Here is an 18,708-nt window from a genome sequence, read left to right as displayed (position 1 = left end):
ATCTATCATAGCAAATTCAATTGCAAAATAGGAACATATTTTGACCGGAATCGACAAAAAAAGTAACTTTGAACAGATTACACTCCACCAATTGTTCACAACTATAGGAAGAACCATACAAATTGCGTAATAGGTAACAAAATATTCTTTTAAATGAATCCTTTCTAACAGTCATTCGTATAGAATAGACATAAGGGGGTGTTTGAAATGGAACTGTTCGGCATGACGATTCAAGAACTGTATTTACCAATATTGATTATCGCCGGAATTGCAACCATGCTGTACTTATTCTTCAGTGATTTAACAGATGGAGCCGGCGATTTGTTTCCTTTATTCGATCCAGCTGTGCTCTTGCCATTCGTTACGTTAACGGCAACGTGGGGATACGTACTGGAACTCGCTACAGAACTTGGAAGCGGTCTTATTCTAATTATTTCATTGGCTGCCGGCGCAATACTCGACTTTTTACTATACTTCTTCATTTTACTGCCACTAAAGTCTGCGGAGGTTTCAATTGCGTATACGGATGATTCGCTTGCCGGGAAAGTGGCTAAAGTCATCGTCCCGATTCCTGCAGATGGATTTGGTGAAATTGTAATCGAAACAGTGAACGGCATATTGTCAAAGCGAGCATCAGGCTATGAGAATCATCCAATCGACTACGGGAAAGAAGTACTGATTATCGAAGTCGATTCAGGAACGTTCATCGTCAAAGAATATGAACCTTTCCGTTTCAAATAATCTTACCAGTATAAGGGGGAAATGAAATGCCAGTTGAATTACCAGGAATGTGGATTGCCATTGCAATCGCGGTATTTGTTGTATTAGCTGTAATCCTTGTGTACGTGACGAAATACCGTACTGTAGGACCGGATGAGGCATTAATTGTAACAGGAAGCTATATTGGGACGAAGAATGTCCATACTGACGACTCCGGAAACAAAGTCAAAATTATACGCGGAGGCGGTACGTTCGTCTTGCCGGTATTCCAACAGGCAGCGCCACTAAGTCTGCTTTCCAGTAAATTGGAAGTAACGACGCCTGAAGTGTACACAGAGCAAGGGGTTCCAGTCATGGCAGATGGGACAGCAATCATTAAGATAGGCGGATCAATCTCTGAAATCGCTACAGCTGCCGAACAATTCCTAGGGAAATCGAAAGAAGACCGGGAGAATGAAGCGAAGGAAGTGCTGGAAGGTCATTTACGTTCTATCTTAGGGTCAATGACAGTCGAAGAAATATACAAAAACCGTGACAAATTCTCTCAAGAAGTACAGCGTGTAGCGTCACAAGATCTTGCCAAAATGGGATTAGTCATCGTATCGTTCACGATTAAAGACGTTCGTGATAAAAACGGATACCTCGATTCCCTAGGTAAGCCGCGTATCGCACAAGTGAAGCGGGATGCCGATATTGCAACTGCCATTTCGGAAAAAGAAACGCGGATTAAGAACGCTGAGGCTTCTAAAGAAGCGCAAAAAGCTGAAATTGAGCGTGCGACTGAAATTGCAGAAGCCGAAAAAGAAAACCAATTGAAAGTTGCGGAGTACCGTTTGGAGCAAGATGCAGCCCGTGCCCGTGCCGACCAAGCGTACGAATTGCAAACAGCCCGTTCCAAGCAGGAAGTTATGGAACAAGAAATGCAAATCCGCATCATCGAGCGTCAGAAACAAATTGAACTTGAAGAAAAAGAGATTCAACGCCGTGAACGTCAATACGATTCTGAAGTTAAGAAAAAGGCAGATGCGGACCGTTATGCAATTGAGCAAAATGCAGCAGCTGATAAGTCCCGCCAGCTTGCTGAAGCGGATGCTGAGAAATACCGCATTGAAGCCCGTGCAGCTGCAGACGCTGAAAAAGTTCGTTTAGACGGTACGGCACGTGCGGATTCCCAGCGGGCCCAAGGTGAATCTGAAGCGGATATCATCCGTCTTAAAGGTCTCGCGGAAGCAGAAGCGAAGCGCAAAATTGCAGAAGCATTTGAACATTATGGTCAGGCAGCAATGCTTGATATGATTGTCGGCATGCTACCGGAATACGCGAAACAAGTTGCAAGTCCACTTGCGAATATCGATAAGATTACAGTTGTGGACACAGGCAGCGGAGAAGGCGGCGGTGCCAATAAAGTAACTGGCTACGCAACGGATCTTATGGCTACGATGCAGGAATCGCTTGGCGCAACAACAGGTCTTAACATTAAAGAAATGCTGGAAAGTTACGCAGGCAAAGGGACATTGCGCCCGAGCCTCGATAATCTTGCAGAAGAACTCAAGAAACCACGTTCGCCACTTGCAGCATCTACAGAAGAATCCGCAACTGATGAAGCTTCGGGTAAAGAGTAATAATATTGAATACAGATAGCTGTCCTCTCCAGGTGACTGGGGAGAACGGTTTTTTTTGTTGTGTGTGGGCGGGCTTTAGGGGAGTGCTCATAAAACTGTGGAACCGCTCATAAAAACGGAATTGTGATCATAAAACTATAAAATCGCTCATAACCCTTTAGATACGCTCATAACCCTTTAGATACGCTCATAACTCAGGAAAACTGATCATAAGCCAGGATATGCGCTCATAAAACTCCAAAAGTGATCATAACCTCATCGCCCGCGGACCGTTTTCCAGGACAGCAGCACACCCGCTCGCGAAAAAGTGGCCCTTAACCAATCAAAACCAAGATTTAATTGGTGAGCTTCGCCTTGCGAAGCATTTAGTGCGGAGAGTTGTGAGGCTGGGGGGTCTTAAAGCAGCCATTGGGTTGGGAGAGCGCTCATAAAACTGTGGAAATGCTCATAAAAACGGAATTGCGCTCATAAAACTACAAAATCGCTCATAACCCTTGAGATGTGATCATAAATCAGGAAAAGTGATCATAAGCCAGGATATGCGCTCATAAAACTCCAAAAGTGATCATAACCTCATCGCCCGCGGACCGTTTTCCAGGCTAGCAGCACACCCGCTCGCGAAAAAGTGCCCTTAACCAATCAAAACCAAGATTTAATTGGTGTGCTTCGCCATGCGAAGCATTTAGTGCGGCGAGTTGTGAGGCTGGGGGAATTAAAGCAGCCATTGGTTGGAGAGCGCTCATAAAACTGTGGAATCGCTCATAAAAACGGAATTGCGCTCATAAAACTCTAAAATCGCTCATAACCCCTGAGATACGCTCATAACTCAGGAAAAGTGATCATAAACCAGGATATGCGCTCATAAAACTCAAAAAGCGATCATAACCTCACCGCCCGCGGACGTTTTCCCAGGACAGCAGCACACCCGCTCGCGAAAAAGTGCCCTTAGCCAATCCAAACCTAGATTTAATGGGTGAGCTTCGCCATGCGAAGCATTTAGTGCGGCGAGTTGTGAGGCCGGGGGGGGTCTTAAAGCAGCCATTGGGTTGGGAGAGCGCTCATAAAACTGTAGAACCGCTCATAAAAACGGAATTGCGCTCATAAAACTCTAAAATCGCTCATAACCCCTGAGATGTGATCATAAATAAGGAAAAGTGATCATTAGCCAGAATATGCGCTCATAAAACTTCAAAAGTGATCATAACCGCACCGCCCGCGGACGTTTTCCAGGCCAGCAGCACACGTGCTCGCGAAAAAGTGCCCTTAACCAATCAAAACCAAGATTTAATGGGTGTGCTTCGCCATGCGAAGCATTTAGTGCGGCGAGTTGTGAGGCTGGGGGGGTCTTAAAGCAGCCATTGGGTTGAGAGAGCGGTCATAAAACTGTGGAATCGCTCATAAAAACGGAATTGCGCTCATAAAACTCTAAAATCGCTCATAATCCCTGAGATGTGCTCTTAAATCTAGAAAAGTGATCATAAACCAGGATACGCGCTCATAAAACTCGAAAAGTGATCATAACCGCACCGCCCGCGGACCGTTTTCCCAGGCCAGCAGCACACCCGCTCGCGAAAAAGTGCCCTTAACCAATCCAAACCAAGATTTAATGGGTGTGCTTCGCCTTGCGAAGCCCTCTCTGTGAAAAAATTCAACATCTTAAGAAACTCTTCATATTTTCATACACTTCTTCTAAAGATTTGGCTGTCATACTCAACGTATCAGCAATTTAGAGGAGGACAACAACGTGATTCGTGTAGAACATATTCAGCATTCATTCAAAATCGGTAAAAAAGGAAAAGAGCGCCCCGTGCCCGTCCTGAAAGACCTATCATTCGAAGTCGAAAAAGGATCCATCATCTCCATTGTCGGCAGAAGTGGATCAGGGAAGTCAACACTGCTGCATATTATGGCTGGATTCTTGAAGCCTGAAAGCGGACGGATTACGGTCAATGGGACGGTGACTTCTGACTTCACTGAAACCCAAAGTGCAGAATTCCGCCTCGACCAATTCGGATTCATCTTCCAAAACTTTCAACTTATGCCCGGTCTCACGACATTCGAAAATATTGAACTTCCTTTAAAACTGAAAGGTGTCTCAAAAACGGAACGCACAAAACTCGTAAGGCAACTCGTTCAGCACGTCGGTTTGAAAGAAGTGCAAGATCATTATCCGAATGAGTTGTCTGGCGGACAGCAGCAGCGCGTCAGTATCGCCCGTGCCCTGATTACGAATCCGCCCATCATTTTTGCGGACGAGCCAACGGGCAGTCTGGACTCAGAAACTGAACAGGAAATCCTTGCGCTCATCCGTTCACTGAACGAATCCCGCGGAATTACATTCGTCATTATTACACATGACGATGAAGTGGCTTCGATTGCAGATGAGATTTATCAAATGCATGACGGCGTTTTGAAAGCAGGAGGTATGCATCATGCAATTTAAAGATCAGCTGGACTTTGTGAGCCAGCACATTAAAAAGAATAAACTTCGCGTCTTCATGACGATTTTAGCCGCAACCATGGGTACGGCTTTCCTTATCATCCTGGCTTCTGTCGGTTTTGGAATACAGGATACATTGAAAAGAGAGATTCTCGATAACCGTCTTGTGACTCAAGTGGAAGTCTACGCTGCAGATTTAGATATAGAGAAAGCGGACAAGATGAAAAAACTCGATCATGTGAAAGCCGTAGTTCTCAGACAAGAAGTGAATGCTGCGCAGGAATCCGCGCTGGATAAATATACGAGCCAGAGCGGTCTTCTCGTTACTGACTTTAACGAGGAAAAAAAGGCAGGATTCGCTTTAGCAGAAGGACGATTGCCAAAGACAAAATCTGAAATCGTAGTTGGATATGATTTTGCTAAGAATTTAATGAATGAAGAAGAAGTTGAGAAATTTCAAAATCAACAACGAGACACTCAAGCGAACGATGAAGATCAAGCGGAAGCCGAGTTGCCGCACTATGAAGGCGAATTACTAGGAAAGGAAATCACCTATGAATTCGGAAGCTATGAAACGAATGAATTTTACAAAGAGCCGATCAAACTCACGATTGTCGGAATAGCAAAGGCCCCTTCAAAAGACTTCATCTCTGACGGAAAATTATATGCAGATGCTTCATTAATTCCAGAGCTGGAAGCCATTTATGACCGGCATAAGGCGGAAGGAAGCGAAGACTCGCTGCTCAATTCGAACCTGAACGTTTACGCGGATGAACTGCAAAATGTAAAAGGCATCACGACTTCACTCAAAAACGATGGGTATTCTGTCTATTCCATTTCTGAAGAATTGGAACAGATTGATGTCTTTTTCCTAGCTTTAAAAGCGGGACTGATCTTTGTCGGAACCATCGCAATTTTAATTTCATCCATCGGTATATTCAATACGATGACGATGGCGGTTACGGAGCGTACGCGTGAAATCGGTGTCATGAAAGCACTCGGAGCGAAGCCGAAATTGATTCAGCGTCTATTTTTACTGGAAAGTGCATGGATTGGAATCATTGGAACCGTAATCGCGGTTATTCTGTCTTACGCCATCAGCATCCTTGCGAATTACATTTTGCCGCTCATAGTAGGAGCGGCGCTTGGAGAAGGAGATTTTGAGGAATTGAACGTCACATTCTCCATCATTCCATGGCAACTCGTTGTCATTGCATCAGCCATCAGTATCGGCGTTGCGATGGTCTCCGGCTGGCGTCCCGCACGTAAAGCAACACAAATTGACGTCATCGATGCGCTTCGCCGCGAATTGTAAAAGGAAGATCCGCTCAATGTGGCGGATCTTTTCTCATTCAATCAATTCAAATATCTTTGATTTTGCATGCGGAATCCGTCATGATAGATTAGAAGAGAGTGAATTTAATTGCGAAAAGGGGTTTTCAGGATGGAATACCGCATTGAACACGATACGTTTGGTGAAATTCAAGTCCCGGCGGACAAACTGTGGGGCGCACAGACACAACGCAGTAAACAAAACTTTAAAATTGGCGGAGAGCGCATTCCGACTGGCGTCATCCAAGCCTTTGCACATTTGAAAAAATCTGCAGCCATTGCAAGTCACTCATTCGGAAACCTTTCTGAAGTGAAGATGAAAGCGATCGCAGCTGCAGCCAATGAAGTACTAGAAGGCAAATGGGACGATCATTTCCCGCTCGTCGTTTGGCAAACAGGCAGTGGAACGCAATCCAACATGAATATGAACGAAGTACTCGCAAACCGCGGGAACCAGTTATTAGAACAGTGGGGCGAGGAAGAACGTTTGCATCCGAACGATGACGTGAACAAGTCACAAAGTTCAAACGATACATTCCCGACAGCCCTTCACGTGTCAGGCGTAATTGCAGTGGAGCGTGAACTTATTCCAGCACTCGAAAAACTAAAAAAGACGCTGGGCGATAAATCTGAAGCGTTCATGGATATTATCAAAATCGGTCGTACACACTTGCAAGATGCAACCCCGCTTACACTTGGACAAGAGATGAGCGGCTGGCACCAAATGCTTGTGAAAACTGAGAAAATGTTAAAAGACAGCGTGCAGTCGATGAAAGAACTTGCTATCGGCGGAACAGCTGTAGGTACGGGACTGAACGCACCAAAAGGATTCGGAGACAAAGTAGCCGAAGAAATTTCCAAGTCTGTCGGGATTGAATTCACATCAGCTGAAAACAAATTCCACGCATTGACAAGCTATGACGAAGTCGTTTACACACACGGGGCAATGAAAGCACTCGCAGCGGATCTTATGAAGATTGCCAATGACGTTCGCTGGTTAGCAAGCGGTCCGCGTTCAGGTATCGGTGAAATCACGATTCCTGAAAACGAGCCAGGCAGTTCAATTATGCCAGGTAAAGTGAACCCGACACAAAGTGAAGCGTTGACGATGGTCGTTGCTCAAGTCATGGGGAATGACGCAACAATCGGGTTTGCAGCGAGCCAAGGTAACTTTGAGCTCAACGTATTTAAACCGGTCATCATCTTCAACTTCTTGCAAACAGCAAAATTGTTAGCAGAAGGTATGGTCAGCTTCAATGACAATTGTGCAGTTGGAATTGAACCGAATCGTGAAGAAATCGACAACAAAGTGAAAAACTCACTTATGCTCGTAACTGCTCTGAATCCGCATATTGGGTATGAAAATGCCGCGAAAATCGCGAAAATGGCTCACAAAGAAGGTACAACTTTGAAGGAAGCTGCACTAAAAACAGGACTTCTAACTGAAGATCAGTTCAATGAGTGGGTTGACCCTTCAAAAATGACCGGCCTGTAAGTCGTCACAATATTGTAACGGTGCGTACGCTCTCCATCGGGTATGCTTAATGGACAACCTTTAAGAAAAGGAGTCGACATGCCCATGAAAAAACGTCTCATGCCGATCTTAGCGATACTTATGATGGTTCTCGCTGCATGCAGTGGGAAAACGGCTACAGAACAGCACCACGATGAATCTCCAGCGCTTGCTGTAGGTGAAGAGAAGCAGCTTCCCAATGGTGACTTAAAGCAAGTCACTGCTTCTGCAGAACAACAGCCTGAATTTCTCGATGACAAATCGGAGAATCTTCAACTTGTTTATCAAGTAGCAGGTCATGCAGAAGATATTTTGAAATACATGCCTTGCTATTGCGGGTGTGCAGACAGTGCAGATCACGACAACAACTTGAACTGTTTTGTGGATGAAATCCGCAAAGACGGTTCTGTCGTCTGGGATGACCATGGCACGCGCTGTGACGTCTGTGTAGAAATCGCAATCAAGTCTGTGAAGATGGCGCAAGAAGGTAAATCTTTAAAAGAGATTCGAGCGACAATCGATTCAGATTATAAAACAGGGTACGCGCGTCCAACTGATACGCCAATGCCATCATAAAATGAGGAAAACAGGTTCTCCTAGGAGGGCCTGTTTTTTTGAATAAAACCATTCATTATTTTTGCATGAAAAACCGCTGGAAACCCTTTCACAATAGGATTAACCCATAAAGGTTGTATTCTTTTGAAAGGTGGTCTATGATCGGTGTCAGATGAGGTGTAAAAGGGACGGGAATTTACTATTCTGACAGTTGGATTTAGGGTTTCTTTTTCAAGAATATGGGCGTATGATTCAAATATATTTCAGAGAGAATGCAGACGCGAAAACTGCGTAGGAGGGGTACCATGGTTTTTGAAGGCAATAATAAAATACGCAAGAAAATTTTACAAGCAGTCCAAGGACTGACGAATGAGGAACTCAATCGGAAACCTGCCAATGGCGGCTGGTCACCGAAACAAATCCTCGAGCATCTCTCGCTCATGGAAGCGCTCATCGCTTCAAATGTGGCAAAGGAATTAAAGAATCCAGAAAGCCCAAAAGCGATGAAAAAGCCGATTTCCATTTCAACCAACCGTATTATTAAAGTAGAAGCTCCAGGACGAACAGTTCCTTCTGATACATTTAAGACGCTTTGCGAGATGAAGCAGGAATTACACAATTCCCGGTTATATTTACTCGATGTATATGACAGCAGCAACAAAGAATCACTTATGAAAAAGTCATTCAAGCATCCGATTTTTGGACAAATTCCATTGTGTCAATGGTTCCCATTCGTAGGATTGCATGAGAAGCGCCACCTGAAACAGTTGCGCGATACGATTGAATCGCTGCAATTAAAAAAAGCAATCTAACTTGGAAAATTCAGTTTAGAAGTCAGCTCCCTGAGGCCATGTGCGCCTAGGGAGTTTTTTGTTGGCGACTCTTAAATGCTATACTGTCTGCAAGTCTATGAAAAGGGAAGTGGATCGCATGAACAAAAAATTCGTAGCTTCTTGGAGCGGAGGGAAAGACTCTGCGATGGCTGTGTACAAAGCAGGACAGAATGATGGCAAGCTCACACGGGTCTGGACGATGTTTGAGGAAGAGGCCGATCGTTCTAGATCGCATGCCCTGCCAGAATCAGTGATCCGTGCACAAGCTGAGCGCATGGGTGTACCTTTCATGAAGCGGCAAGCGTCCTGGGCAACCTATGAACAAGAGTTTATCGGAGCGATGAAAGAAAGCACGCAAGCAGGTATTGACTGCGGTGTCTTTGGCGATATCGATTTAGAAGACCATCGGACTTGGGTACAGCAGGCGTGCGAAAAGGCAGGCATGACGGCGTGGCATCCGCTATGGCTAATTCCAAGAAGACAATTGCTTGAGGAATTCATCGCCGCAGGATTTGAAGCGTATATTATTGTAGTCGACACGAATCGGATGCCGGAACGATTCCTTGGAGAGCGATTTACGATTGAAGTGATGGATGAACTTGACGCTCTTGGAATCGATAGTTGTGGAGAGTCCGGAGAATTCCATACAGTCGTTGCAAATGGACCGATTTTCAGTGAACGGGTCCCATTAACGTTCGGAAACCGAATTGAAAAAGACAATTATGTTTTTCTGCCAACTAGTTGTGAGGTAAAACGCTGACAGACAAAGGGGATGCACGTGAAACGAATAGGTGTAAGTGGAATCCTGATACTAGTCGCACTTTTGCTTTCAGGATGTCTTGGCGGTAAATCCATCACGCTGACGCAGCGGGTATTGACGGAAGATGAGCGGCAGTTAATCTACAGTTCAGGCGGAATTGACGCTCTGCATTTCAGCTCGAAGGATCCATTATCAGCTGGCAGAACAATCCAGCTTTCCGTTGAGCAGTTTGAACAGGGCGAGTTTATCGGTACACTGGCAGAAATGCCGTGGAACGGTTCAGCAGAAGGCACACACGCACACATTGCCTTTGGAGTTCAGCCAACGGAAGGGGAATCAGCAGATCGAATTCTATTCAGCGGGCCTGGTGAAATGCTGCAGCCGGAACTGGAAGCTGTCCCGGGAGGTTCTACGTTACTGCCGGGATTTGAAGGTGAACTGAAGCTGAAACAAGGGAAGGCCGTCTATCTTGCGTATTATATTGTCTCAGCCAGCGGCAGAGTGCAAGCACTTCCAGTGAACGAAGAAGAACAGCTGGAGCATCTGAAAGAGTATGATCGCTGTCTGCTTTTAAAAGCAGAATGGGTTCAATAACCTGAAGGTTGTTTGTCGCCTTCAGGATTTTTTATGCAAAAAAGCCGCTCTGGAAATTCCAGAACGGCTTTTCATTCACATTTTATTTTTTAACTGTGTCGGATGGGTGTTGAGATTGCTCTTCTAACCGGTCACTTTCAATGGCATCTTTTTTATATTGCTTACTGAATGCGACGGCAATGATGATAATGAGCAGTGCCATGACAGCGGTTGTTAAATAGATTGGCTGGTAGGCTGAATGGGCAGCTTGCTGGAATGCCTCATGAAGTGCGTCACGAACTTCTGGCGCAGGGATTTGATCGATTTTCGATTGAAGTTCTCCATAACTTGAACCTTGCAAGTCTTCCAGTGCCCCTTCAGGAAGCGTGTTCGGGTCAATTCCGTGGTCCTGCAATTTTTGTGGAATGAGATCTCCAATTTTACTGAACCCCATTTGAATGAAGGCTGCAAAAAATGCCGGTGAAATCGTCAATCCGACTTGCCTGGCTACAGATAATGTTCCAATCGCTGAACCTTTTTGATTGCCTGCAGCATTCGAAGTCAGGACGGTTAATGGAGCACCGAGAACAAACCCGAAACCAATCCCTGCAATGACAGAGAATACAATGAATAGTAATTTAGTATCTACAAAAAATCCAAGTCCGCCAAATCCGATGATCCCGACAATTCCAGCAAATATCAGCGTGGGAACAGGTCCTTTTTTATCCACAAAATAACCGCCGCCACCTGCACCGATCCCTGACGCTAAAGCAAGCGGTGTCATCCAATAACCTGATTTCGCCGCTGAAATCCCGAGAATCTGCTGTGCAAATGAGGGAATGAAAATAATCGCACCGATAAATGTCCCTGATAATAATCCCATCACCATAGTCATCGCATACGTAGGCTTGCGAAGTAAGCTGTAGGGAAGGATCGGGTCGATTGTATCACCCTGTTCGTTCCGTTTTTCAACAAAGATGAGCGCTGCGAAAATTAGGATGCCGAGAACTAGAAGTCCAAGTACACTCCATTTTACAATTGCTTCTGTGAAGGAACCCCCGCGGCCAACGTTATTAATGGCGAACATGACGCTCAATATAGAAAATGACAAGAGCGAAATTCCGAGGAAGTCAATTTTAGACATTACATACGATTTTGTTTCTTCCAATGAGAAGAAGCCGACTATGACAAGCGCGATTCCAATAGGAACGTTGATGATAAACAGCCAATGCCAGTTTCCTGTGATATCGATAAGGAAGCTCCCGATGTTAGGTCCGACAACGGATGCGATCCCGTTCATGCCTCCTAAAAGTCCGAGCATGCTGCCTTGTTTTTCTTTCGTAAATGTACTTAGTACATGAGAACTTGCGATGATGAAAATACCGCCGCCTCCAAATGATTGGAATAAGCGGGCTGCGAGGAATAGCTCGAAGTTCGGGCTAAGTGCCACTCCCAGTGATCCGACGGTGAAAATCGCAATTTCGATGAGGAAAAGTTTTTTTCGTCCATACCGGTCAGCGAGCTTGCCGACAATAGGTGTCATTACAGCGAGACCCAGCGTATATAGAGTAATCCCCCAAGATCCTTGTGTAGCACTTACGTCAAATGAGGTGTTGATGGTTGTTAGCGCCGCACTGATAATCCCGTTATCAAGTGCTGCCATGAACACACCTACCAACAAAATAACAAAGCCAATATTCACTTTGGATGTTTTTTCTGCTGCCATAGTGTGACCTCCTTTACAATACGTCTATGTTAATAAACTATTTAAACAGTGTATCCTAAGTACCTGAACTTTACATGAACTAAAGATGACAGAACTAAACTATGCAGTCCGTGTTTTGCATGGTTGGAAAGTTCGGTAACTGGTGATTCTGAAAAACCAGTAACACGTACTTAAAATACCCGAGTCGATAAGGAATGAACCCGGTTTCTCAAACAAATTACATAAAAAAACAGCTACTTCCTGTATAAGCGAAATAGCTGATAAAGATAGATTAGTTCCAATCCCGCGCAAGAATACTGTAAACAGCCAAATCATGAAAATGATCATACAGAAACTCAGCATCCCGCTGTATTCCTTCAAGATGAAAGTTGAGTCTTTCTGGAATGGCACGGCTCTTTGCGTTCGCTGTACCGCAACGAATCTCAACGCGATTTAGTTTATAGATTGAAAATGCATAGTCAATCATTGCGCGAACTGCGTCTGTCATGATGCCATTCCCTTGAAAACGTTCCCCGATCCAATAACCTAAACTGGTACTTTTATTCATCCAATCAATTTTGTGGAATCCGATCATCCCGGCGATTTCTCCATTATAAAGAATCCCAGCCTGAAAGCCATTGTGCTCTGCGAACTGTTTCAGCCACATTTCAATAACCGGGCGGTAGCTTTCCGGAGAGAGTGCGCCGTCTACCCATGGAAGCCATTCTCTTAAATGCGTCCTTGATTCATTGACCAGAAAGAACAGTTCTGCAGCATCTTCTTGTTCTAGCAACTTCAGTGAAACCGTTTCTGAAACAGGTAAGGTAAACATCTAAGTCCCCCAATTACGTAGTAGATTTTGTTTATTGTAGCAAAAATTATGACCCGTTGGAATATGTTTAAACAAAAGAGACTGGCGTAATGGCGTTGTTTTAGGAATTCTGACTCGAGAATTTTTCTTGTTTTTTAAAAAAACTTTAATCCCTAGTTGACATATCGGGATTAAGTACATAAACTAAAGTGAATCAAAAAATCATAGATTACTTACAAAGGGGGACATTGGGATGGATACAGGATTTGTTTTGTTGAATGTGGCAGGGCTGCTTCTTTTAGCAGCAATATTGTTTTGGATGAACCGCAAACATGTTTCATTTTCAAAGCGGGTGTTCACAGGATTAGGTTTAGGTATTTTATATGGGGTTATTTTACATGTCAGTTATGGAGCGGAGTCTAGCGCACTGCAGCAATCAGTACCTTGGTTCAACATTTTAGGCACAGGTTATATTAAACTGCTTCAAATGATAGTTGTTCCACTCGTTTTCATTTCAATTTTGACTGCCTTTACTAAAGTGGCAGCAGGGAAAAACTTTGGAAAACAGGCAGCCTTGATTTTAGGATTGCTCATTGGAACGACTGCCATTGCAGCGCTGATCGGAATCGGTTCTGCACTCTTGTTCGGTCTGGACGCTGAACAAATCGTACAGGGCGATGCAGAGATTTCCCGAGGAGTATCGCTGGAGGAAACGGCTGCAGGTGTGTCAGATAAAGTGCTGCCAGAACAGTTATTGGATTTATTGCCCGCCAATCCATTTCTTGACTTTACCGGTGCTCGTCCGACATCGACAATCGGTGTGGTAATTTTTGCTGCGTTCTTAGGATTCGCATTTTTGACGATTCGAAGAAAAGAACCTGAACAAGCGGCAGTCGTACAAAAAGGGATAGATGCCGTATATTCATTGGTCATGGCTGTTGTGAAAATTGTATTGCGACTGACGCCGTATGGAATTCTCGCAATCATGGCGAGAACCGTTGCGCTCTCGGATTACGGAGCAATTGTGAATTTAGGTAAGTTCGTAGCAGCTTCTTACGCTGCACTGATCGTCATGTTCTTAGTGCACTTAGTCATTCTTGCAGTAAGCGGATTAAACCCGATTACGTACGTGAAGAAAGCGGGAGACACATTGCTGTTCGCATTCTCGTCACGGTCCAGTGCGGGGACATTGCCGTTGACACTCAACACACAGACGACTCGATTGGGTGTACCTGACGGGATCGCAAACTTTGCAGGGTCATTTGGACTCTCGATCGGTCAAAATGGATGTGCAGGGATTTATCCGGCGATGCTTGCTGTCATGATTGCACCGACAGTCGGTCAGCCAATCGATCTTCAATTCATATTGACACTCGTGGCGATTGTTGCAATTAGCTCGTTCGGTGTCGCAGGTGTTGGCGGAGGCGCAACGTTCGCAGCGATTCTTGTGTTATCTGCATTGAATCTGCCAATCGCACTTGCAGGAATTTTGATATCTGTCGAGCCGCTCATTGACATGGGACGTACAGCATTGAACGTCAGCGGATCAATGACAGCGGGCGTCACAACAGCACGCGTGACAGGAGAACTTGATAACGCGAAGTATGATGAAGTCATGGCGCGGGAAACAACTGTATCTGAATTGTAAGCAGATGTCCGCCTCTTGAATTGAGAGGCGGATGTTTTTTTGTGTGGATGAGGATTGGAGCGACCCGTAAGGTGACCCGCTCAATCCGGATGCGAACCCGCTCGTTCCGCGAGGGAACCCGCTCAATTCGAGGGTCAACCCGCTCGTTTCGGAAGGCGACCCGCTCAATTCGGACGTGAACCCGCTCGTTCCGCGAGGGAACCCGCTCAATTCGAGGAGCAACCCGCTCGTTCCGGAAGGCGACCCGCTCAATTCGGACGCCAACCCGCTCGTTCCGCGAGGGAACCCGCTCAATTCGAGGAGCAACCCGCTCGTTCCGCGAGGCGACCCGCTCAATTCGAGGAGCAACCCGCTCGTTCCGGAAGGCGACTCGCTCAATCCGGATGCCAACCCGCTCGTTCCGTAAGACGAACCCGCTCAAGCCCAGGCGAATGTGATCAAGCGAGAAGTAAATCCGCTCAAGCCAGCAGCACCCCACCCAAAACACCACAAAAAAACACCCGCAAACGCAGGTGCTTTCCTTTAACTCATTCACTCTATATATCCAACTTCAATTCATTCTCCAAAAACGGTTTCGCATTCAACAAATCCCGAAATGCTTTGTACCGCGCAATCGATTCCGGCGAGGGTTGTTTCCCTGAATGGTACGCGCGAATCAAAATGTTCTTTGGGGTATGTGCCATGTCGATGAATTCCAGCAACTGTGTTTCATATCCGGCCAGCGTCAACAGCTCAGCGCGGATTGAATCTGTTGCCAGCGCTGAAAAGCGTTCTTTCACGAGTCCGTGCTGCAACATCACATCCAATACGGGGGACTGGATTTGACTGAACAATTCATGCTGACAGCAAGGCACACTTAGAATGACACTGGCTCCCCAACGGACCGCACGGGCGAGCGCCATGTCCGTCGCCGTATCGCACGCATGCAGCGTAACTACCATATCAACTGAGGTCTCATCTTCATAATCATTAATGTCACCAACTAAAAACTCCAAGCGATCGTAGTTTAGGTCGCGTGCAATCTCTGAGCATTCTTCAATGACTTCTTTCTTCAAATCGAGTCCAGTTACATGGATATCGAGTCCCTTTTCAATATGAAGATAATGATACAAGGCGAACGTCAAATACGACTTACCTGAACCAAAGTCCAGAATCCGGACAGTCCGATCTTTTGGAAGGTGACTCAGTGCATCGTCGATGTATTCGATAAACCGGTTAATTTGTCTGAACTTATCGTGCTTTTGTTTCTTAACCCGTCCATCTGCGGTCTGTACGCCAAGTCGAATTAAAAACGGATAGGGAGTGCCTTCTTCCAGCAAATAATTCTTTTTGCGATTGTGAGATAAGTCAGCAGTCCGGGATGATTCTGTGACACTGGACTTCCAGGAAACTTTAAACTTCTTAGTCAGCTGTATTTGAATCGTTTCACCTGTGAATTCAGCTTGAACTTGTTTGAAACGCATTAAAACATTCGTTAAAAATAGTTCGACGCCTGCAGCGGAAATATTATGGTGATTCAGCACCCGCTCAAACTGTTCTTCAAACTGGATGTGCAATTCACCCTTCAACTCTATAGGCTTCGCCTTAATACGCATGAGCCCATCAGCTTTCGTGCGAGGCTGACTGAACGTTGCACGCACAAAAGTTCCATCCGTGAGGCGGTGTGCTAAGTCGGTAATCAAATTTTCAAACTCCATTAGGTTTGACTCCTTTACAAGAGAGGTAGGGAAGAAAGAGCTGTCTTACTCAAACTTAAATCCTTGTTCTCTTAAAAATTGTTTCATATGGGGACGCTGGGGAGCTTCCAAAAAGTCGGCCATCTGTTCCGTCCAGCCGGCGAGCTTCTGATTGGAGCTTCTCGTTTCATAATAGGCCGCCATTGTTGCGTCGTAGTCACGAAGAACCTTTTCATAGTTGCTGGCATCATACATATTCTCGTGAAGTACTGCATCCATTGGCAGACGCGGCTTGACTTCATTAATTTTAGCAGGGACGCCGATGGTCATACCGAACATAGGAACGACACCATTCGGAAGGTTCAGCAACTTGCTAATATCAGCCGGATTATTGCGTACGCCGCCAATATAGCAGATGCCGTATCCTTTTGACTCGGCTGCGATGGCTATATTTTGTGCAAACAGCGCCACATCAATGGTTCCGACAAGCATAGCTTCTGCATGAGAAAAGTCGATTGACCGACTATGTAATGCGGCTGCAGCTTCTAACCTGTGGAAATCCGCACAAAAGACTAATGCCGCCCCGGCGCCATTAAATTGATGAGGGTTTTTTGAATACTCTCCAAGTTTTTCACGAATGGCATCATCGGTTACGTGGATAACAGAATAGGCTTGGACAAAATGTGAACTTGCAGCATGCTGCCCGGCTGAAACCAATTCGCGGACTGTTTCTTTTGATAACCGTTCGTCTGTATAGGAGCGAACAGACGAATGGGATTTAAGTAAGTCAATGACCATTATGAATCGCCTCCAACAAGTGATTGTGATTAATGGTACACCAGATTGAGATTATAGAAAAGGAGTGGAGCTTATGAGTTTTTTAGAAGAACTGTCGCTCACCACCATGCTGATCATTTCTGCAGTAATTGTCATTCCAATTTTAGCTATTTTATATGTATACCTATTTGATCGAAAGCAGAAACAGCATGCTATTTTGCGGAATTATCCTATACTCGGCAGGATTCGCTATATGATTGAAAAAGTGGGACCGGAATTCAGACAGTATTTATTTGATAACGATAACGATGGTAAACCGTTCAGCCGGGAAGATTATTTGCATATGGTTTTACCGGGAAAATACTTAAAAAGCGTTATCGGATTCGGTTCAAAACGTGATTTTGACGCGCCTGGTTATTATTTGCGGAATTCGATGTTTACGAAACAGAACGAAGAAATGCGCGTTGATAACCAGCGTAAAGTCGATTCAATGCGTTATATAGTAGATGGAGAAGGGTTATTCTCACGCAGAGAACACCGTGAAGAAGTAGCGGCAGACCCATGGCTGCTGCCTGATGAAGATGCAGTTGTCATCGGACCGGACTGTAAGCATCCTTTTCGTGTCCACAGCTTGCTTGGGCAATCAGCCATGAGTTATGGAGCACTTGGTGAGAATGCAATTACGGCGCTTTCCAAGGGAATTGGTATGGCAACGGGTGCGTGGATGAATACAGGAGAGGGCGGCTTATCTCCCCACCATTTAGCTGGAGATGCGGATATTATCGCACAGATCGGTTCCGGATTGTTTGGATTCCGCACAAGTGAGGGTGAATTCGATTGGAACCTGCTGACAGAGAAGGCGGAAAATCCAAAAGTCCGTGCATTTGAACTGAAACTGGCACAAGGCGCTAAAATGCGCGGGGGGCACGTTGAAGGTTCCAAAGTGACGGAAGAGATTGCCATGATTCGTAATGTGACCCCATTTAAGACGATTAATAGTCCGAACCGTTTCCATCAGTTTGATGACTTTCCATCAATGTTTTCATTTATCGAACAAATTCGGAGCCACTCAGGAAAACCTGTGGGCATTAAAATTGTTATTGGCGGAATCTCTGATGCAGAAGAATTGGCATCTTTTATGAAAGAGACGGGTATGGGACCGGACTTTGTCTCCGTAGATGGATCAGAGGGCGGATCGGGTGCGACGTATCAGGATTTAGCAGATTCAGTGGGCCTTCCGATTCGGTCTGCTTTAATCATTCTTGACGATGCCTTAAGAAAGTATGAAGTACGGGATCGAGTGAAAATTATTGCTTCAGGAAAGATGACCACACCAGACAAAGCAGCGATTGCGCTTGCAATGGGTGCAGATCTCGTTCAAATTGCCCGCGGGTTCATGATTTCGGTCGGTTGTATTATGGCGCAGCGCTGTCATACCAATGAATGTCCGGCAGGTGTAGCTACGACGGATCCTCACTTACAGCGCGGTCTGGTCGTTGAAGAGAAAAAGTATCGAGTCACCAATTATATTTTAACCATGCGTGAGGGGTTATTCAGAATCGCCGCAGCAGCAGGACTGGATTCGCCCACGAAGTTAGAAAGACATCATGTATTTTATAAAGACGAACGCGGAAGAGTTACTCCGATTGAGTAACTCCAGCAGCAAGAGTGTGCAAGCAAGGGGAGTCATCCCTTGCTTGCTTTTTGTCGAAAAAATAGTTTTTTAAATTTAATAATTATTCA

16 protein-coding genes are annotated in these 18,708 nt (G+C 45.3%); 11 read left to right on the top strand and 5 right to left on the bottom strand.

Translation table 11 applies throughout. From position 1 onward, the window contains the following. The first annotated feature begins 207 nt into the window (after positions 1-207). From PGH26_RS14320 to PGH26_RS14280, 9 genes are all read left to right on the top strand, one after another. Positions 208-741: an NfeD family membrane protein gene (locus tag PGH26_RS14320; protein WP_323691712.1), complete on the top strand. Its 534-nt coding sequence runs from the start codon at positions 208-210 to the stop codon at positions 739-741. Positions 742-788: 47 nt separating this feature from the next. Next, positions 789-2,342, top strand: a complete 1,554-nt coding sequence (floT, locus tag PGH26_RS14315; RefSeq protein WP_431312549.1) for a flotillin lipid rafts scaffold protein FloT — start codon at positions 789-791, stop codon at positions 2,340-2,342. Positions 2,343-4,086: 1,744 nt separating this feature from the next. Further along, positions 4,087-4,785 (top strand): ABC transporter ATP-binding protein, encoded by a 699-nt coding sequence (locus PGH26_RS14310; protein ID WP_323691710.1) that lies wholly within the window; start codon positions 4,087-4,089, stop codon positions 4,783-4,785. Then, positions 4,775-6,097, top strand: coding sequence for an ABC transporter permease (locus PGH26_RS14305; protein WP_323691709.1), 1,323 nt, complete (start codon positions 4,775-4,777; stop codon positions 6,095-6,097). The genes PGH26_RS14310 and PGH26_RS14305 overlap by 11 nt, the downstream gene beginning before the upstream one ends. Positions 6,098-6,226: 129 nt before the next feature. Continuing rightward, positions 6,227-7,609, top strand: coding sequence for a class II fumarate hydratase (gene fumC, locus PGH26_RS14300; RefSeq protein WP_323691708.1), 1,383 nt, complete (start codon positions 6,227-6,229; stop codon positions 7,607-7,609). An 84-nt stretch (positions 7,610-7,693) separates the two neighbouring features. Further along, a complete protein-coding gene (locus PGH26_RS14295; RefSeq protein ID WP_323691707.1) occupies positions 7,694-8,203 on the top strand; it encodes a PCYCGC motif-containing (lipo)protein in 510 nt (169 codons plus the stop codon). Positions 8,204-8,487: 284 nt separating this feature from the next. Beyond that, a complete protein-coding gene (locus PGH26_RS14290; RefSeq protein ID WP_323691706.1) occupies positions 8,488-8,994 on the top strand; it encodes a DinB family protein in 507 nt (168 codons plus the stop codon). 118 nt (positions 8,995-9,112) lie between these two features. Then, positions 9,113-9,775 (top strand): Dph6-related ATP pyrophosphatase, encoded by a 663-nt coding sequence (locus PGH26_RS14285; RefSeq protein WP_323691705.1) that lies wholly within the window; start codon positions 9,113-9,115, stop codon positions 9,773-9,775. Between the two features lie 18 nt (positions 9,776-9,793). Further along, positions 9,794-10,369 (top strand): hypothetical protein, encoded by a 576-nt coding sequence (locus PGH26_RS14280; protein ID WP_323691704.1) that lies wholly within the window; start codon positions 9,794-9,796, stop codon positions 10,367-10,369. 82 nt (positions 10,370-10,451) lie between these two features. Here PGH26_RS14280 and PGH26_RS14275 read toward each other — a convergent pair whose 3' ends face one another. Next, positions 10,452-12,074, bottom strand: a complete 1,623-nt coding sequence (locus PGH26_RS14275) for an MFS transporter (RefSeq protein WP_323691703.1) — start codon at positions 12,072-12,074, stop codon at positions 10,452-10,454. 271 nt (positions 12,075-12,345) lie between these two features. Beyond that, complete coding sequence (locus PGH26_RS14270) at positions 12,346-12,885, bottom strand: GNAT family N-acetyltransferase (protein ID WP_323691702.1); 540 nt, start codon at positions 12,883-12,885, stop codon at positions 12,346-12,348. Positions 12,886-13,117: 232 nt separating this feature from the next. On the opposite strand from PGH26_RS14270, the gene PGH26_RS14265 reads away from it, so the two are divergent. Further along, positions 13,118-14,512, top strand: a complete 1,395-nt coding sequence (locus tag PGH26_RS14265) for an L-cystine transporter (RefSeq protein WP_323691701.1) — start codon at positions 13,118-13,120, stop codon at positions 14,510-14,512. Here PGH26_RS14265 and PGH26_RS14260 read toward each other — a convergent pair. The 3 genes from PGH26_RS14260 to nfsA all read right to left on the bottom strand — a co-directional run bounded on the left by PGH26_RS14260 (position 14,411) and on the right by nfsA (position 16,986). Continuing rightward, a complete protein-coding gene (locus PGH26_RS14260) occupies positions 14,411-14,890 on the bottom strand; it encodes a hypothetical protein (protein ID WP_323691700.1) in 480 nt (159 codons plus the stop codon). The two genes, PGH26_RS14265 and PGH26_RS14260, sit on opposite strands and share 102 nt — an antisense overlap. A gap of 158 nt (positions 14,891-15,048) precedes the next feature. Continuing rightward, positions 15,049-16,209 carry a class I SAM-dependent methyltransferase gene (locus PGH26_RS14255; protein WP_323691699.1) on the bottom strand — a complete coding sequence of 387 codons (1,161 nt, stop codon included), beginning with the start codon at positions 16,207-16,209 and terminating at the stop codon, positions 15,049-15,051. A gap of 45 nt (positions 16,210-16,254) precedes the next feature. After that, complete coding sequence (nfsA, locus tag PGH26_RS14250) at positions 16,255-16,986, bottom strand: oxygen-insensitive NADPH nitroreductase (RefSeq protein WP_323691698.1); 732 nt, start codon at positions 16,984-16,986, stop codon at positions 16,255-16,257. Positions 16,987-17,059: 73 nt separating this feature from the next. Between nfsA and PGH26_RS14245 the strand changes: the two genes are divergently transcribed. Next, on the top strand, positions 17,060-18,619 hold the full coding sequence (locus PGH26_RS14245) for an FMN-binding glutamate synthase family protein (RefSeq protein WP_323691697.1): 1,560 nt from the start codon (positions 17,060-17,062) through the stop codon (positions 18,617-18,619). Positions 18,620-18,708 lie beyond the last annotated feature (89 nt).

Origin of the sequence: Sporosarcina jeotgali (assembly GCF_033304595.1) — a bacterium.
Classification (GTDB): Bacteria; Bacillota; Bacilli; order Bacillales_A; family Planococcaceae; genus Sporosarcina; species Sporosarcina jeotgali.
Note: the sequence above shows the minus strand (reverse complement) of the source record. Positions and strands in the feature narration are given on the sequence as shown.

What these genes read in the sequence shown, in the direction of transcription:
- PGH26_RS14290 (WP_323691706.1), top strand. Translation starts at nt 8,488, where the DNA reads ATGGTTTTTGAAGGCAATAATAAAATACGCAAGAAAATTTTACAAGCA.
- PGH26_RS14255 (WP_323691699.1), bottom strand. Translation starts at nt 16,209, where the DNA reads ATGGAGTTTGAAAATTTGATTACCGACTTAGCACACCGCCTCACGGAT.
- floT (WP_431312549.1), top strand. Translation starts at nt 789, where the DNA reads ATGTGGATTGCCATTGCAATCGCGGTATTTGTTGTATTAGCTGTAATC.
- PGH26_RS14305 (WP_323691709.1), top strand. Translation starts at nt 4,775, where the DNA reads ATGCAATTTAAAGATCAGCTGGACTTTGTGAGCCAGCACATTAAAAAG.
- PGH26_RS14275 (WP_323691703.1), bottom strand. Translation starts at nt 12,074, where the DNA reads ATGGCAGCAGAAAAAACATCCAAAGTGAATATTGGCTTTGTTATTTTG.
- PGH26_RS14295 (WP_323691707.1), top strand. Translation starts at nt 7,694, where the DNA reads ATGAAAAAACGTCTCATGCCGATCTTAGCGATACTTATGATGGTTCTC.
- PGH26_RS14285 (WP_323691705.1), top strand. Translation starts at nt 9,113, where the DNA reads ATGAACAAAAAATTCGTAGCTTCTTGGAGCGGAGGGAAAGACTCTGCG.
- PGH26_RS14265 (WP_323691701.1), top strand. Translation starts at nt 13,118, where the DNA reads ATGGATACAGGATTTGTTTTGTTGAATGTGGCAGGGCTGCTTCTTTTA.
- PGH26_RS14270 (WP_323691702.1), bottom strand. Translation starts at nt 12,885, where the DNA reads ATGTTTACCTTACCTGTTTCAGAAACGGTTTCACTGAAGTTGCTAGAA.
- fumC (WP_323691708.1), top strand. Translation starts at nt 6,227, where the DNA reads ATGGAATACCGCATTGAACACGATACGTTTGGTGAAATTCAAGTCCCG.
- PGH26_RS14320 (WP_323691712.1), top strand. Translation starts at nt 208, where the DNA reads ATGGAACTGTTCGGCATGACGATTCAAGAACTGTATTTACCAATATTG.
- PGH26_RS14245 (WP_323691697.1), top strand. Translation starts at nt 17,060, where the DNA reads ATGAGTTTTTTAGAAGAACTGTCGCTCACCACCATGCTGATCATTTCT.
- nfsA (WP_323691698.1), bottom strand. Translation starts at nt 16,986, where the DNA reads ATGGTCATTGACTTACTTAAATCCCATTCGTCTGTTCGCTCCTATACA.